Here is a 14,375-nt window from a genome sequence, read left to right on the forward strand (position 1 = left end):
CGATCACCTCGTCGATGCCGACCTCGGCGGCCACGGCCTCGGCGACGGTGCGGTTGTCGCCGGTGAGCAGCACGGGCGTGAGACCGAGCGCGCGCAGCCGCCGCACCGCCTCGGCGCTGGTGTCCTTCACCGCGTCCGCGACCTCCAGGACCGCGCGGGCCCGGCCGTCCCAGGCGACCGCCACCGCCGTACGGCCGCTGCGCTCCGCCTCGTCGGCGGCGGCCGCGAGACCGGCGGGCAGCTCCGTCGCCCACTCGGCGAGCAGCCGCCGGCGTCCGACGAGGACGGCGTGCCCCTCGACGACGCCCTGCACGCCGAGCCCCGGCACGTCGGCGAAGTCCTCCGGCACCGGCAGGGTGCCGACCCGCTCGACGGCTCCGGCGGCCACCGCGCGGGCGACCGGGTGCCCGGAGGCGTGCTCCAGGGCGCCGGCCAGCCGCAGCACGGCCCTCTCGTCCTCACCGTCGGCGGTGCGGACGGCGAGCAGCGTCATCCGGCCGGTGGTGACGGTGCCGGTCTTGTCGAGGACGACCGTGTCGACGCGCCGGGTGGACTCCAGCACCTCGGGGCCCTTGATGAGGATGCCGAGCTGCGCGCCGCGCCCGGTGCCGACCATGAGCGCGGTCGGTGTGGCCAGGCCCAGCGCGCACGGGCAGGCGATGATCAGCACCGCGACGGCCGCGGTGAACGCCGCGGTCGGACCGGCCCCGTTGCCCAGCCAGAAGCCCAGCGTGGCGAGCGCGAGCCCGATCACGACGGGGACGAAGACGCCGGAGATGCGGTCGGCGAGCCGCTGGGCGGCGGCCTTGCCGTTCTGCGCGTCCTCGACCAGCCGTGCCATGCGGGCCAGTTGGGTGTCGGCGCCGATCCGGGTGGCCTCGACGACCAGCCGGCCGCCCGCGTTGACGGTGGCGCCGGTGACCGTGTCTCCGACGGTGACGTCGACCGGGACGGACTCCCCGGTCAGCATCGAGGCGTCGACGGCGCTCGCCCCCTCGACGACGACGCCGTCGGTGGCGACCTTCTCGCCGGGCCGGACGAGGAAGCGGTCGCCGGTTTCCAACTCGTCGACCGGGACGCGCTCTTCGCGTCCCGCGCGCAGCACCGTCACGTCCTTGGCGCCCAGTTCCATCAGCGCCCGCAGGGCCGCGCCCGCCCGCCGCTTGGAGCGGGCCTCGAACCAGCGCCCGGCGAGGATGAACGCCGTCACGCCGGCCGCCGCTTCCAGGTAGAGGTTCCCGGCGCCGCCGCCGCGCCCCACGGTCAGCTCGAAGGGGTGGCGCATGCCGGGCGTGCCCGCGTCGCCGAGGAACAGGGCCCACAGGGACCACAGGAACGCGGCCGAGACGCCGACCGAGATCAGTGTGTCCATGGTGGCGGCGCCGTGGCGCAGGTTGGTCCAGGCGGCCCGGTGGAACGGCCAGGCGGCGTAGGTGACGACCGGGGCGGCCAGGGTGAGGGACAGCCACTGCCAGTAGTCGAACTGGAGCGCCGGGACCATCGCCAGGGCGATCACCGGCACGGCGAGGACGACGGCGGTCACCAGCCGCTCCCGCAGCGGCCGCAGTGCGTCCACGGGCTCGGCGCCGGGGGCGTCGGGCGCCTCGGCGACCGGCTCCCGGGCGGTGTACCCGGTGGCCTCGACGGCCGCGATCAGGTCGGCGACGGACACCTCCCCCGCGTAGGTCACCTTCGCCTTCTCCGTCGCGTAGTTGACGGTGGCGGTGACCCCGTCCAGGCGGTTGAGCCGCTTCTCGACGCGGGCCGCGCAGGACGCGCAGGTCATGCCGCCGATGGACAGCTCGACCGCGGTGCCGCCGGGGGCGGTGGTGGTCATTGCTTCCTCCTGGCTTCCCTTTTCTCGATACCCCCAGGGGGTATAAGGTGCTGCCATGTATACCCCCCATGGGTATGGAGACGCAAGGAGACCCGGATGAGCCCTCTCAGGAAGATCGGCGCCTTCACCGCGGCGCTGGCCGCCGCCTTCGGAGCCGCCTACGGCATCGGCGGCGCGGTCGCCCCGGTCGACGCCGGCCGTGCACAGGAGGCAGCGCACGCCTCGATGACGGACGACGGCGGTCACGCGGAACCGGGGTCGGCTGCCGCCCACACCCCCGGCGGCCTCCAGGTCTCCGAGAGGGGCTACACGCTCGACCTGGAGACGACCTCCCTGCCGGCCGGGGCACGGACCACGCTGCGGTTCGTCGTCCGCGACGCGCAGGGCGCCCCGGTGACCGCGTACCGCACCGAGCACGGCAAGCAACTGCACCTGGTCCTCGCCGCACGCGAGCTGACCGCCTACCGGCACCTGCACCCCGCCCGCGCGGCCGACGGCACCTGGAGCGTGCCCGTCGAACTGCCCGAGGCCGGCGGCTACCGGGTGTTCGCCGACTTCACCCCGGCCGCCGCACGGGAGGGGCTCACGCTCGGCTCCGACCTCGCGGTCACCGGGCGGTACGCGGCCCGCGCCCTGCCCGCCGCGGCGCGCACCGCGACCGTCGACGGCTACACCGTCCGGCTGGACGGCACGCTGACCCCGGGCCGGGAGAGCGACCTGACCTTCACCGTCTCGCGCGCGGGACGGCCGGTCACCGCGCTCCAGCCGTACCTCGGCGCCTACGGCCACCTGGTCGCCCTGCGCTCCGGCGACCTGGCCTACCTGCACGTGCACCCGCACGAGGAGGCGCGGGGCACGACCGTCTCCGGCCCCGAGGTCGCCTTCACGGCCACGGCCCCGAGCACCGGCACCTACCGCCTGTTCCTGGACTTCGAGGTGGGCGGCAGGGTCCACACGGCGTCCTTCACGGCCGCCACCGGCACCCATGGACACTGAGGCCCGCCCGTGAACCGGCCTGCCAGCGCCCGGCGTCCCTGTCGGGCGGTCAGGCGTCCGGGTCGACTTCGGGGTGCGTGAACCGTACGGGCCTGCCCAGCGACCGGGCGTAGGCGATCTCGGCCCGGGTGCTGTCGCCGATGTAGTGGCCGACCACGAGCACCTCGTCGGCGAGCCGGATCTTCGCCCGGTGCAGACGGTCGAGTCGGGCCTTCAGCGCTTCCGCCCCGGCGGGATCGGACCACAGCTCGTGCGGCGACTTCATGTCGCAGCCCGGCTTGACGACGATCCTCCCGGCCGCGGTCTCCCGCAGGTCGGCCTCGGCCATCTCGGCCATGAACCGGGTGGAGCCGCAGATCGCGACGATGCGCGGGAGGCCCAGCTCCCTCTTCGCCCCGGCGAGCTTGTCGTCGGGGGTGAGCCCTTGCGGGTGGGGCACCGATTCCTCCTGGTGGTCCGGTCAGAGGGGTCCTGCGGAGACGAGAAGGAGGACTCTAGGGGACGTCCGGGACGTCCCGTCGCGTGGTCTGCGTCGGCTCGGTCGTGCGCCTCTCCGCCGTCGCCGGGGCGCTCCGGTCGGCCGGGGGGGCCGTGCGGGGGACCGCCGACGGACCGGTCCGGGCGCCGGGGGTCCGGCTCGGCCCGGACGAGGGGGACGGGAGGGCCGAGCGGAACGAGGGCGTGGACGGGGGCCGCGAGGCGGACGGCTCCGGTGCGGCGGGGGAACTGCTCGCGGGGGGCGGCGGCGCGAGCGGCACCGTGGGGCGGGCCGGGGCCTCGGACGCGCCGGGCGCGAGGAGCACGGCGGTGAGCGCGGCGACGGCACAGGTCAGTCCGGCCCCGGCCGCGGCGCGCAGCAGCCGTCGGCGGGCGGCGGCGCGGCGGATCGCCTCGTACCGTCCGGGCGGCGGACCGAGGTGGTCGGACCCCGGCCGCAGGATCACGGCGAGCGGGTCGTCGGGCCCGAACCCGGGGTCGTCGTCGAGACGTTGGCCGTCGGAGCCGTGCCCGTACGGCCGTCCCTGCGGGTACCGGTCGTCGGACCCGTACGCGTACCCGTACGGCCGGCCGTCGGAACGTCCGTCGTCAGCGCGTGGCATCGAGGCTCCTCCTCAGGTGGACGCGGAGCAGTTCGCGGGCCGCGTGCAGGTCGGCCTTGACGGTCCCTTCCTTGCGCCCGGTCAGCACGGCCACCTCCCGGATCGGCATGTCAGCGTAGTAGTGCAGCAGGATCGGGACGCGCAGCCGTTCGGGCAGCGACTGCACCATCAGCCGCACCGAGGGGTCGGCCTGCTCCTGCGGGGGCCGCACGGCGGCCTCGGTGGTGGCCCGGCGCACGGCCCGGCGCTCGCGCTCCAGCTTGCGCCAGTGGTCGCGGACCAGGTTGGCCGCGGTGACGTAGAGGAAGCCGCGCGGCTCGTCGACGGCCGTCCAGCGGGCCCAGAGCCGGGTGAAGGACTCGGAGGCGATCTCGTGGGCCGTCCCGTCGTCGTCGACGAGCCGGCGGCACCAGCCGGCGAGGCGCGGGTACAGGGCGGCGAACAACTCGGACGCCTCCCTGTCGCGGGACCGTTTCACCGTTCTCCAGGGTCGTGGGGGAACAGGGTCGTGAGGGAACAGGGTCGTGGGGGAACAGGGTCGTGAGGGACTCGGGGAGGAAGACCCCGGGCCGACGGCGTACGTTCCGCCGGCCCGGTGCCGGGACGCCCGGCCGGATCAGGGACCGGCGGCGCGGAGCGCGGCGAAGACGATGACGTTCGCCAGGTAGCCGTCCCCGGTGCGGGGCCCGCCGCAGGTGATGAGCCGCAGCTCCGGGCGGTCCACGTCGCCGTAGACCTCGCCGGCGGGGAAGTCGGCCTTGGCGACCGTGCGCACCTCGCGCACGGCGAACTCCGCGGTGCGGCCGTCCGCCAGGCGCGCCGTGACCGCGTCACCCCGGTGCAGCCGCGCGAGGTGGCGGAAGACGCCGTCCCCGTACGGGCCGACCGTGACGTGGCCGAGGATCACCGACGGGCCGACCTGCCCGGGCGGGGGCGAGTACCGGTACCAGCCCGCCCGGTCGTGCGCGGTGACCGGCGGCACCTCCACGGTGCCGTCCGCCGCGAGTCCGAGCCGCAGGACCGGGGTGTCGACGCCGATGGCCGGCACCAGGAGCCGTACCGGCGCGGCCCCGGACGGCCGCGACGCCGGCCGGGGCGCCGCGCTCTCCCGGGGCGCGGACCGCCGGGCGCCCGGGGTGACCGCCGGGCCGGCGGCCGTCGGGCCGCCGCAGCCGGTGACCAGCGCGGCGGCCGCCGCGCCGACGACGGCGCGCCGGGAGAGCGGGCTCATGCCCCGGTCGCCCGCCGACGCCGTACGACGAGGAAGGCCGTGCCGGCGCCGGCGAGCACGGCCGCTCCCCCGCCGACGAGCACGCCGCTGTTGCCGGAGTCGCCGGCGGAGGCGGTCGCCACACCGGTGTCGGGCGCCCCGGAGGGGACGACCCGGACCTGGCCGCGGCCGGGCCCGGTGCTGGGCACCGCGGTGGGCGCGGCGGTCCGGGTGCGGGGCACCGGGCTCGGGGTCGCGCCGGTGCCCGGCGCGTCGCTCGGCGCGGCACTCGGGACGGCCGTGGCCGCCTGGGTGCGGGGCATCTGGGTGGGGCTCGCGTCGGCGAACGCGGGCACGGCGCCCGCGAGCAGCGCGGTGCCGGCGAGTGCCAGGCCACTGAGGACGGTTCGGCGCATCGATCGCTCTCTTTCGTCGGCGGCCCGTGGTCGGCGGGCCGGGATGGATCGAGCGGAGAGACGACGCGGCGGCGGACCGGGTTGTAAAGAGACGGCAAAGTCCGTGGGGGGTGGGCGCGGTACGCGGCGAGGCCCGCACCCCCGGTGGGGTGCGGGCCTCGTCAGGTCCGGGCCGGGGCGGCCCGGGGCGGTGTCACGCGTCCAGCGACGTCATCACGTGCTTGATGCGGGTGTAGTCCTCGAAGCCGTAGCCCGACAGGTCCTTGCCGTAGCCGGACTTCTTGAAGCCGCCGTGGGGCATCTCGGCGACCAGCGGGATGTGGGTGTTGATCCACACGCAGCCGAAGTCGAGCTTCTTGGACAGCCGCATGGCACGCCCGTGGTCCTTGGTCCACACCGAGGAGGCCAGCGCGTACTCGACGCCGTTGGCCCACTCGACCGCCTGGTCCTCGTCGCTGAAGGACTGGACGGTGATGACCGGGCCGAAGACCTCGTTCTGGATGATCTCGTCGTCCTGCTTGAGGCCGGAGACGACGGTCGGGGCGTAGAAGTAGCCCTTGTCGCCGACCCGCTGGCCGCCCGCCTCGACCTTGGCGTGCGCGGGCAGCCGCTCGATGAAGCCGGCGACCTGCTCGAGCTGGCGGGGGTTGTTCAGCGGGCCGAAGAGCACGTCCTCGTCGTCCGGCTGGCCGGTCTTGGTCTCGGCGGCCGTCTTGGCGAGCGCCGCCACGAACTCGTCGTGGATGGACTCGTGGACCAGCACGCGGGTGGCGGCCGTACAGTCCTGGCCGGCGTTGAAGAACCCGGCGACGGAGATGTCCTCGACGGCCTTGGCGATGTCGGTGTCCTCGAACACCACGACCGGGGCCTTGCCGCCCAGTTCCAGGTGGACGCGCTTGACGTCGGCGGAGGCGGACTTGGCGACCTCGACGCCGGCACGGACCGAGCCGGTGATGGAGGCCATGGCCGGGGTGGGGTGCTCGACCATCATGCGGCCGGTGTCGCGGTCGCCGCAGATGACGTTGAAGACGCCCTTGGGCAGGATCTCGCCGAGGATCTCCGCGATCAGGACGGTGGAGGCCGGGGTGGTGTCCGACGGCTTGAGCACGACGGTGTTGCCCGCGGCGATCGCCGGGGCGAACTTCCACACGGCCATCATCATCGGGTAGTTCCACGGCGCGACCTGCGCGCACACGCCGACCGGCTCACGACGGACGATCGAGGTCAGGCCCTCCATGTACTCGCCGGCCGAGCGGCCCTCGAGCATCCGCGCCGCGCCCGCGAAGAAGCGGATCTGGTCGACCATCGGCGGGATCTCCTCGGTGCGGGTGAGCCCGACGGGCTTGCCCGTGTTCTCCACCTCCGCGGCGATCAGGTCCTCGGCGCGCGCCTCGAACGCGTCCGCGATCTTCAGGAGGGCCTTCTGGCGCTCGGCGGGGGTGGTGTCGCGCCAGCCGGGGAAGGCCGCGGCGGCGGCCGCCATGGCGGCGTCGACGTCCGCCTGCCCGGACAGCGGCGCGGTCGCGTACGCCTCGCCGGTCGCGGGGTTGACCACCTCCGTGGTCCGTCCGTCGGCGGCGTCCCGGAACTCACCGTCGATGTAATTGCGCAGACGACGCAGCTCGGTGCTCACTGCCGGCCCTCCAAGGGTCAGGGGTGTCCAATGACTGAGACACCCAGCCTAATCGGAGAGCCGACGTTTTCAACACCCCTGATCCCGCCGAAGCTGCGAAATCCGCAGGCTTCGATCACGTAAACAACGAATTTCATCGCCTCGACCTTGCGCAACTGTCGATACGTCGTGCACAGTGAGGCCGTGGCCAGTCGAAGCGCAGAGCACAGGGACTCGCGGGACCCCCGCGATTCCAGGAACGGCACCCCCCATCTGGATGCCGTCAGCCTCGCCATCATCGAGCAGCTCCAGCAGGACGGCCGCCGGCCCTACGCCGCGATCGGCAAGGCCGTCGGCCTGTCGGAGGCGGCCGTGCGCCAGCGCGTCCAGAAGCTGCTCGACCAGGGCGTGATGCAGATCGTCGCCGTCACGGACCCGCTCACCGTGGGCTTCCGCCGGCAGGCGATGGTCGGGATCAACGTCGAGGGCGACGTCGAGGCGATCGCGGACGCGCTGACCGACATGGCGGAAGTCGAGTACGTGGTGATGACGGCGGGCTCGTTCGACATCCTCGCCGAGATCGTCTGCGAGGACGACGACCACCTGCTCGACGTGATCAACAAACGCATCCGGGCGCAGCCCGGCGTGCGCTCCACGGAGAGCTTCGTCTACCTGAAGCTGAAGAAGCAGACCTACATGTGGGGAACCCGATAACCGTGAGGACCCGATAACCGTGAGCACCAAGGACCTCAGCCGCACCGCGTACGACCACCTGTGGATGCACTTCACCCGCATGTCCTCGTACGAGAACTCTCCCGTCCCGACGATCGTGCGCGGCGAGGGCACCTACATCTACGACGACAACGGCAAGCGCTACCTCGACGGTCTCGCGGGTCTGTTCGTGGTCCAGGCCGGTCACGGCCGCACGGAGCTGGCGGAGACCGCGTTCAAGCAGGCCCAGGAGCTGGCGTTCTTCCCGGTGTGGTCGTACGCCCACCCGAAGGCGGTCGAGCTGGCCGAGCGGCTCGCCGACTACGCGCCGGGCGACCTGAACAAGGTCTTCTTCACCACCGGCGGCGGCGAGGCGGTCGAGACCGCCTGGAAGCTCGCCAAGCAGTACTTCAAGCTGACCGGCAAGCCCACCAAGCACAAGGTGATCTCCCGCGCGGTCGCCTACCACGGCACCCCGCAGGGCGCCCTGTCCATCACCGGCCTGCCGGCCCTGAAGGCGCCGTTCGAGCCGCTGGTGCCGGGCGCGCACAAGGTGCCGAACACCAACATCTACCGCGCCCCGATCCACGGCGACGACCCCGAGGCGTTCGGCCGCTGGGCCGCCGACCAGATCGAGCAGCAGATCCTCTTCGAGGGCCCCGACACGGTCGCCGCGGTCTTCCTGGAGCCCGTGCAGAACGCCGGCGGCTGCTTCCCGCCCCCGCCCGGCTACTTCCAGCGCGTGCGCGAGATCTGCGACCAGTACGACGTACTGCTCGTGTCCGACGAGGTCATCTGCGCCTTCGGCCGCCTGGGCACGATGTTCGCCTGCGACAAGTTCGGCTACGTCCCGGACATGATCACCTGCGCCAAGGGCATGACCTCCGGGTACTCCCCCATCGGCGCCTGCATCATCTCCGACCGGCTGGCCGAGCCGTTCTACAAGGGCGACAACACCTTCCTGCACGGCTACACCTTCGGCGGCCACCCCGTGTCGGCCGCCGTGGGCCTCGCCAACCTCGACCTGTTCGAGCGGGAGAACCTCACCCAGCACGTGCTGGACAACGAGGGCGCCTTCCTCGGCACCCTGCAGAAGCTGCACGACCTGCCGATCGTCGGCGACGTCCGCGGCAACGGCTTCTTCTACGGCATCGAGCTGGTCAAGGACAAGGCGACGAAGGAGTCGTTCAACGACGACGAGACCGAGCGCGTCCTGTACGGCTTCCTGTCCAAGGCGCTCTTCGACAACGGCCTGTACTGCCGTGCCGACGACCGCGGCGACCCGGTCGTCCAGCTCGCCCCGCCGCTGATCTCCGACCAGTCGACGTTCGACGAGATCGAGCAGATCCTGCGGGCGACGCTGACGGAGGCGTGGACGAAGCTCTGACCGACGGTTCCGGTCGTCGGTGAGCCGGACCGACGACGGCCCCGGTGCCGCCCGTTCGAGTGAGAAACGGGCGCCCGGGGCCGCGTGCTGTCCGGCCTCCCGGTGGCGGCTGCCTAGCGTGCCCAGTGACCGATCGGCCCCGCCTTCGTTCCCCCGCTCGGGGGAAAGGCACGGGAACCACAGATCTGAACCGAGGTGTACGCCATGGAGGCCCCGCCGGACAACGACGTGCTCTGGGCACGCTCCCTGCACTTCACGCACCGGGACGGCTCCCCCGCGCTCGGCGGGGTCTCGATCGGGGTCCGCGAGGGCGAGGTCCTCGCCGTCAGCGGCCCGCGCGGCAGCGGCAAGACGACCCTGCTGAGCTGCCTGTCCGGCCTGACGCGGGCCGAGCGCGGCGAGATCTGGTTCAACAGCGCCCCCCTGCACACCCTCGGCCCGGTGGCCCGTGAACGCCTGCGCCGCGACCGCTTCGGCTGGATCGACCCCGCCCCGCTCCTGGTGCCCGAGCTGAACGTCTGGGAGAACGCGGCCCTGCCCCTGATGCTGCGCGGCACGAGCCGACGCCGCGCCAAGGCGGCCGCCCTGGAGTGGCTCGACCGCCTCGACGTCGGCGACCGGGCCCGGCTGCGCCCCCACGAGCTGACCCAGGCCGAACGCCAACGGGTGTGCATCGCCCGCGCGTTGGCCCCGGCACCCGCGGTGCTGTTCGCCGACGAGCCGACCGCGCCCCTGCACCGCGCCGACCGCGCCCACGTCCTGCGCACGCTCACCACGGCCGCGCGCTCCCACGGCATCACGGTCGTCCTCGCGACCCACGACCCGGAGACGGCCGCGGTCGCCGACCGCACGGTCTGCCTCCTGGACGGCCGCCGTGTGCACACCGTCCACCTGCCGCCGGTCGGCGAGTCGGAGGGCCGGGCCGCGTGCTCGCTCTCCGCGTGACCCGCAGCGCCCGGCCGGCCGTCCAGGTGCGCCGCCTGCTGGTGACGGCGGCCTCGGCGGGCACGGGCTTCCTGCTGCTGTCCACCCTCGGCTACGCCCTCGGCCACCCGTGGGCGTCCGCCTCCGCCGTGCTGCGGCTGGCCTGGTGCGTGGTCCCGCTGGCCGCGACGGCCTACCTCGCGACGGCCGTGGCCCGCACGGACCCCGGCACCCGGCCCCGGCCGGGCCTCGCGGCGATCGGGCTCGGACCGGCCCGGCTGATGGCCGTCTCGGCCACCACGACGGCCCTGTCGAGCGTGCTCGGCTCCCTGCTGGCGCTCCTCGTCTTCCTCCACCTGCGCGGCGACCTCACGGGCCTGCCGTTCGACGGCGTCCGGTGGGAGTTCCTCGCCCCGGACCAGCCCCTCCCCCTGCCCGGCGCCCTCACCCTGCTCTCCCTCACCCCGCTGACCTGCTCCACCGCGGTCGCCCTGATGCTGCGCCCCCGGGACACCGTCCTGGCCACGCGTGCGGCGACCCGCACCCTCGGCCGGGTGGGCCGCCAGGCGGCGAAGGCGGCGGGCGGCCGGGGCGGCGCGAGGGGGCGCGCGGGCAGCGCGCCGACGCGGGGCGGCACGGGCGGGCCCGAGGACGCCTCGCGCCTGCCGGTCAGCCCGCCCGGCTCCCGCCCGGCGGCGGACGGGCACCCCGCGGCCGGGCACCGGCCGGCCGAGGGCGACGCCCTCCCCGCGGCCGGTGCGGGACCGACGGAAGCCGACGCCCGGCTGAACGGTGCGGGGCCGACGCAGGCCGACGGCCGGGCGGACGGTGCGGCCCCCCGGCCGGCCCCGCCCCGGCCGAGCCCCACCGCCCTCCCCTGGGGCGCGGCCCTCCTCGCCGCCGGCCTCGCGGTGGAGGCGTACGCAGGCGGCGGGGCGACGGCGGCCGGGCTCCGGCTCCCCGGCGGGCTGCACGGCCCCGGCGCCGCCCTGCTCGGCTGGACCCTCACCGCCCTCGGTCTGGCCCTCGCCGGCCCCGGCCTCACCCACCTGTGCGGCCGCCTCCTGCAGTCCGCACACCCCGGCGCGGTCCGTCTCCTCGCGGGACGCGGGCTGATGGAGGAGGCGACCCGTATCGGCCGTCCCGTGGGCGTGCTGTGCGCGGTGGCCTCGGGCGCGTACGCGATGGCCGCCCTGGGCACCGACTCGGCCACCGCCGGCCCGCTGACCGTCCTGGGCGGGCTCGTCGTCGCCGGGTGTGCCCTCGCCACCCTGGGGACCGCCGCCGTGGAGGCCCGCCAGGCCCGTGCCGAGACGACCGCCGCCCTGGTGCGGCTCGGCGCCCCGGCCACGGCGCTGCGCGGCGCGGCCGCCCTGCGCGCGGGTGCCCTGCTGGCGCTGTTCGTCCCCCTGACCGCGCTCGTGGCCGAACTCGCCTCCGTGCCACTGGCCGGATAAAGGTCCCCGCCGAGCGATGAGTTCCGGGGCAGCCCCGGGTCTACCCCACCGAACAGCACGACAGGACACCACCGGCACCGAACGGGAGAGACCCATGACCGCGCCCTCCGGCCACCAGCAGATGATCTTCGTCAACCTGCCCGTGAACGACCTCGACGCGTCGAAGAAGTTCTTCACCGAGCTGGGCTACTCGATCAACCCGCAGTTCAGCGACGAGAACGCGGCCTCCGTCGTGATCAGCGACACGATCGTGGCGATGCTGCTGACCAAGCCGTTCTACGCGACGTTCACCGACAAGGAGATCGCGGACAGCGCGAAGACCAGCGAGGTGCTGATCGCGCTGAGCGCCGCCAGCCGCGCCGAGGTCGACGAACTGGTGGACCGCGCGCTGGCGTCGGGCGCGACGCCGAGCGGCCGCACCCAGGACATGGGCTTCATGTACGGCCGTGCCTTCGACGACCTCGACGGCCACACCTGGGAGGTCATCTGGATGGACCCGGCCGCGGTCGAGGGCTGACCCGGCCGCGGCCGGGGGCCACCACTCGCCCTCGAACGGCTGTGCCAGCATGGGCGGGTGCATCCGACACCCGCCCCGCCGCAGCCGCCGTCCGAGCCCAACCGGCCGTCCGGGCCCGGCGGTCCGCCCGGACCGAACCCGCCGGCCGCACCCGTCACCGCGCTGCCGCCCCAGCCGTACGACGGGTGCCACGACCGTGAGATAGAGACCCTCGCCGAGTTCGACGAGGTCGTCTCGCGCCACGGCACGCTGGCCCACTACCGCGTGCAGTCCGTGGACCTCACCGGCCGCACGCAGACGCTGCTGGGTCTCGACACCGCGGGCGCCGTCTTCCTCGGCTGCCCGATGACCCCGCGGGCCGCGACGCACGCCCGGACCTCCGGCGCCCTGGTCTTCCCGCCGGTCCCCGGCCTGCCCTTCGACCCGTACCGGGGCCTGGTCTACTCGCCCGACGAACTGTTCGCCGGACTCGACGGCGGCTACGAGGCGACACCGGACGCCCAGAGCTACGCCTGGTTCCAGCGGACCAGGTCCGACGGCGACATCTTCTCCTCGATGCTCCGCTCGATCCACGACGACGCCGTCTCGGACGCCCTCGACGAACTCCTCGCCGGCTCGCGGGTGGTGGGCGTCATGGGCGGCCACGCGATGGCCCGCGGGACGGACGACTACGCCGGTGCCGCCCGCCTCGGCCGTGAACTGGCCCGCGCCGGGCTGACGGTGGCGACGGGCGGCGGCCCGGGCGCGATGGAGGCCGCCAACCTCGGCGCCTACGCGGCCCCGTTCGACGACGCGATGCTCGGTGAGGCCCTCCACCTCCTCGCCGCGGTGCCCGGGTTCGCGCCCTCGGTCACCGACTGGGCGCGCGCCGCCTTCGAGGTGCGCGAGAACTGGCCCGGCGGCGGCCGCTCGGTCGGCATCCCCACCTGGTTCTACGGCCACGAGCCGCCGAACCCGTTCGCCTCGCACATCGCCAAGTACTTCGCCAACGCCCTGCGCGAGGACGGCCTGCTGGCCCGGTCCACCGCGGGCGTGGTCTTCCTGCCGGGCGCCGCCGGCACCGTGCAGGAGATCTTCGACAGCGCGACGCCCAACTACTACGGGTCGCGGGGCGAACCGCGGCCCATGGTGCTGGTGGACCGCGCGCACTGGACGGAGCGGCTGCCCGCCTGGCCCCTGCTGCGCGCGCTCGCCCGGGAACGCTCCATGGAGTCCCGTATCGCCCTCGTTGACCGGATCGAGGAGGCGCCGGAGGCGTTGAAACGCCTCGGCGGTTAATAACCGGGCAAAGGCAACCGCCGTGGGGTGGCTGCGCGTTGACAGTTGTTATGGAACGCTTATAGACCTGTGAGCCAGCCGGGACTGGCGCCGCCCACTGCGACCGGTGGCGCCACCTCCCCCACCACCCCCCGCAGTTGTACCTTCCGAAAAGGACAAACGTGTCCCACAACCGTCGTACCGCCGCCCGTTCGGCGCGCATCCTCGGTGTCACCGCCGCCTCGGCCGCCCTCGCCCTGAGCGCCGCGGGCAGCGCCCTCGCCTGCTCCATAGCGGACTTCTCCGCCGCGGCCCTCTGCGACGGCGGCAAGGGCGTCATCACCGTCACCGACAAGGACGCCTCGGGCGTGCCCGCGGTCGTCACCGTGTACCTGGAGAACAACGGCAGCGACCTCCGCCAGGTCGGCGAGCAGACGGTCATCGGCACCAAGGACGGCGCCCAGGTGCAGTTCGCCGAAGCGTGGAAGCCCGGCGCCGTCTACCGGGTCCACGTCACGGCCACCCGGGGCAGCAAGACCTTCGTCAACGCGGACATCCCCCTGCTGACCGCCCCGGCCAAGGCCTGCGGCGCCGAGCAGACCGCCAAGCCCTCGCCCTCCGCCTCCCGGTCGGCGACCGCGACGCCCTCGCCGTCCGCCTCCGCGCCGGCCGACACCGCCTCGCCCGCCCCGTCCGACGCGACCGCCACCGCGAGCGGCAGCGCCGCGGCGCCCGCTCCGGGCGGCAACGACGTCTCGCCCGCGGCCCAGGAGTCCAACCTGGCCGAGACCGGCGCCGACTCCAACACCCCGGTGATCGCCGGGATCGCGGCCGCCCTGGTCGTGGTCGGCGGCGCCGCCGTCTTCTTCGGCATGCGCCGGCGGGGTGCCGGCAACCGCCACTGACCGTCCCGCCGAGCCGTGCCAGAGGCCCGTCCCCTCGGGGGCGGGC

At 74.3% G+C, this 14,375-nt stretch carries 15 protein-coding genes; 8 read left to right on the plus strand and 7 right to left on the minus strand.

What is annotated here, in order from left to right:
- Positions 1-1,837, minus strand: a 1,837-nt coding sequence (locus E4U92_RS31065) for a heavy metal translocating P-type ATPase (protein ID WP_137303944.1), incomplete at its 3' end; no start/stop codon positions are given.
- Positions 1,838-1,933: 96 nt separating this feature from the next.
- Here E4U92_RS31065 and E4U92_RS31070 point away from each other — a divergent pair.
- Positions 1,934-2,833 carry a hypothetical protein gene (locus tag E4U92_RS31070; RefSeq protein ID WP_137303776.1) on the plus strand — a complete coding sequence of 300 codons (900 nt, stop codon included), beginning with the start codon at positions 1,934-1,936 and terminating at the stop codon, positions 2,831-2,833.
- A gap of 49 nt (positions 2,834-2,882) precedes the next feature.
- Here the strand turns inward: E4U92_RS31070 and E4U92_RS31075 are convergent, their stop codons facing one another.
- From E4U92_RS31075 to E4U92_RS31100, 6 genes are all read right to left on the minus strand, one after another.
- Positions 2,883-3,272 (minus strand): hypothetical protein, encoded by a 390-nt coding sequence (locus tag E4U92_RS31075; protein ID WP_137303777.1) that lies wholly within the window; start codon positions 3,270-3,272, stop codon positions 2,883-2,885.
- Positions 3,273-3,327: 55 nt separating this feature from the next.
- Complete coding sequence (locus E4U92_RS31080; protein ID WP_229863001.1) at positions 3,328-3,933, minus strand: hypothetical protein; 606 nt, start codon at positions 3,931-3,933, stop codon at positions 3,328-3,330.
- Positions 3,920-4,411: an RNA polymerase sigma factor gene (locus tag E4U92_RS31085; protein ID WP_137303778.1), complete on the minus strand. Its 492-nt coding sequence runs from the start codon at positions 4,409-4,411 to the stop codon at positions 3,920-3,922. Before E4U92_RS31085 ends, E4U92_RS31080 begins: the two co-directional genes overlap by 14 nt.
- Positions 4,412-4,549: 138 nt before the next feature.
- The gene (locus E4U92_RS31090; RefSeq protein ID WP_137303779.1) at positions 4,550-5,164 is read right to left on the minus strand and encodes a class F sortase; all 615 of its coding nucleotides are present in this window, start codon (positions 5,162-5,164) and stop codon (positions 4,550-4,552) included.
- On the minus strand, positions 5,161-5,559 hold the full coding sequence (locus E4U92_RS31095) for a Tat pathway signal sequence domain protein (RefSeq protein ID WP_137303780.1): 399 nt from the start codon (positions 5,557-5,559) through the stop codon (positions 5,161-5,163). Before E4U92_RS31095 ends, E4U92_RS31090 begins: the two co-directional genes overlap by 4 nt.
- Before the next feature lie 193 nt (positions 5,560-5,752).
- A complete protein-coding gene (locus E4U92_RS31100; protein ID WP_137303781.1) occupies positions 5,753-7,192 on the minus strand; it encodes a gamma-aminobutyraldehyde dehydrogenase in 1,440 nt (479 codons plus the stop codon).
- A gap of 168 nt (positions 7,193-7,360) precedes the next feature.
- On the opposite strand from E4U92_RS31100, the gene E4U92_RS31105 reads away from it, so the two are divergent.
- The 7 genes from E4U92_RS31105 to E4U92_RS31135 all read left to right on the plus strand — a co-directional run bounded on the left by E4U92_RS31105 (position 7,361) and on the right by E4U92_RS31135 (position 14,329).
- Positions 7,361-7,885 carry an Lrp/AsnC family transcriptional regulator gene (locus tag E4U92_RS31105; protein ID WP_067239131.1) on the plus strand — a complete coding sequence of 175 codons (525 nt, stop codon included), beginning with the start codon at positions 7,361-7,363 and terminating at the stop codon, positions 7,883-7,885.
- Between the two features lie 19 nt (positions 7,886-7,904).
- Positions 7,905-9,269: an aspartate aminotransferase family protein gene (locus E4U92_RS31110; protein ID WP_067239129.1), complete on the plus strand. Its 1,365-nt coding sequence runs from the start codon at positions 7,905-7,907 to the stop codon at positions 9,267-9,269.
- A 204-nt stretch (positions 9,270-9,473) separates the two neighbouring features.
- Complete coding sequence (locus E4U92_RS31115) at positions 9,474-10,214, plus strand: ABC transporter ATP-binding protein (protein ID WP_137303782.1); 741 nt, start codon at positions 9,474-9,476, stop codon at positions 10,212-10,214.
- The gene (locus tag E4U92_RS31120) at positions 10,196-11,650 is read left to right on the plus strand and encodes a hypothetical protein (protein WP_137303783.1); all 1,455 of its coding nucleotides are present in this window, start codon (positions 10,196-10,198) and stop codon (positions 11,648-11,650) included. Before E4U92_RS31115 ends, E4U92_RS31120 begins: the two co-directional genes overlap by 19 nt.
- Before the next feature lie 94 nt (positions 11,651-11,744).
- Positions 11,745-12,167 (plus strand): VOC family protein, encoded by a 423-nt coding sequence (locus tag E4U92_RS31125; RefSeq protein WP_137303784.1) that lies wholly within the window; start codon positions 11,745-11,747, stop codon positions 12,165-12,167.
- A 162-nt stretch (positions 12,168-12,329) separates the two neighbouring features.
- Positions 12,330-13,445, plus strand: a complete 1,116-nt coding sequence (locus E4U92_RS31130) for an LOG family protein (RefSeq protein WP_137303946.1) — start codon at positions 12,330-12,332, stop codon at positions 13,443-13,445.
- 161 nt (positions 13,446-13,606) lie between these two features.
- Entirely contained in the window at positions 13,607-14,329 is a 723-nt protein-coding gene (locus tag E4U92_RS31135; RefSeq protein WP_137303785.1) for an LAETG motif-containing sortase-dependent surface protein, read from the plus strand.
- The last annotated feature ends 46 nt before the right edge of the window (positions 14,330-14,375 follow it).

It is taken from the genome of Streptomyces galbus, assembly GCF_005280195.1.
In the GTDB taxonomy this organism is placed as follows: domain Bacteria; phylum Actinomycetota; class Actinomycetes; order Streptomycetales; family Streptomycetaceae; genus Streptomyces; species Streptomyces galbus.

Excerpts from the sequence above, each read along its gene's own strand:
- E4U92_RS31115 (WP_137303782.1), top strand. The coding sequence starts at position 9,474 with ATGGAGGCCCCGCCGGACAACGACGTGCTCTGGGCACGCTCCCTGCAC.
- E4U92_RS31080 (WP_229863001.1), bottom strand. The coding sequence starts at position 3,933 with ATGCCACGCGCTGACGACGGACGTTCCGACGGCCGGCCGTACGGGTAC.
- E4U92_RS31090 (WP_137303779.1), bottom strand. The coding sequence starts at position 5,164 with ATGAGCCCGCTCTCCCGGCGCGCCGTCGTCGGCGCGGCGGCCGCCGCG.
- E4U92_RS31095 (WP_137303780.1), bottom strand. The coding sequence starts at position 5,559 with ATGCGCCGAACCGTCCTCAGTGGCCTGGCACTCGCCGGCACCGCGCTG.
- E4U92_RS31125 (WP_137303784.1), top strand. The coding sequence starts at position 11,745 with ATGACCGCGCCCTCCGGCCACCAGCAGATGATCTTCGTCAACCTGCCC.
- E4U92_RS31070 (WP_137303776.1), top strand. The coding sequence starts at position 1,934 with ATGAGCCCTCTCAGGAAGATCGGCGCCTTCACCGCGGCGCTGGCCGCC.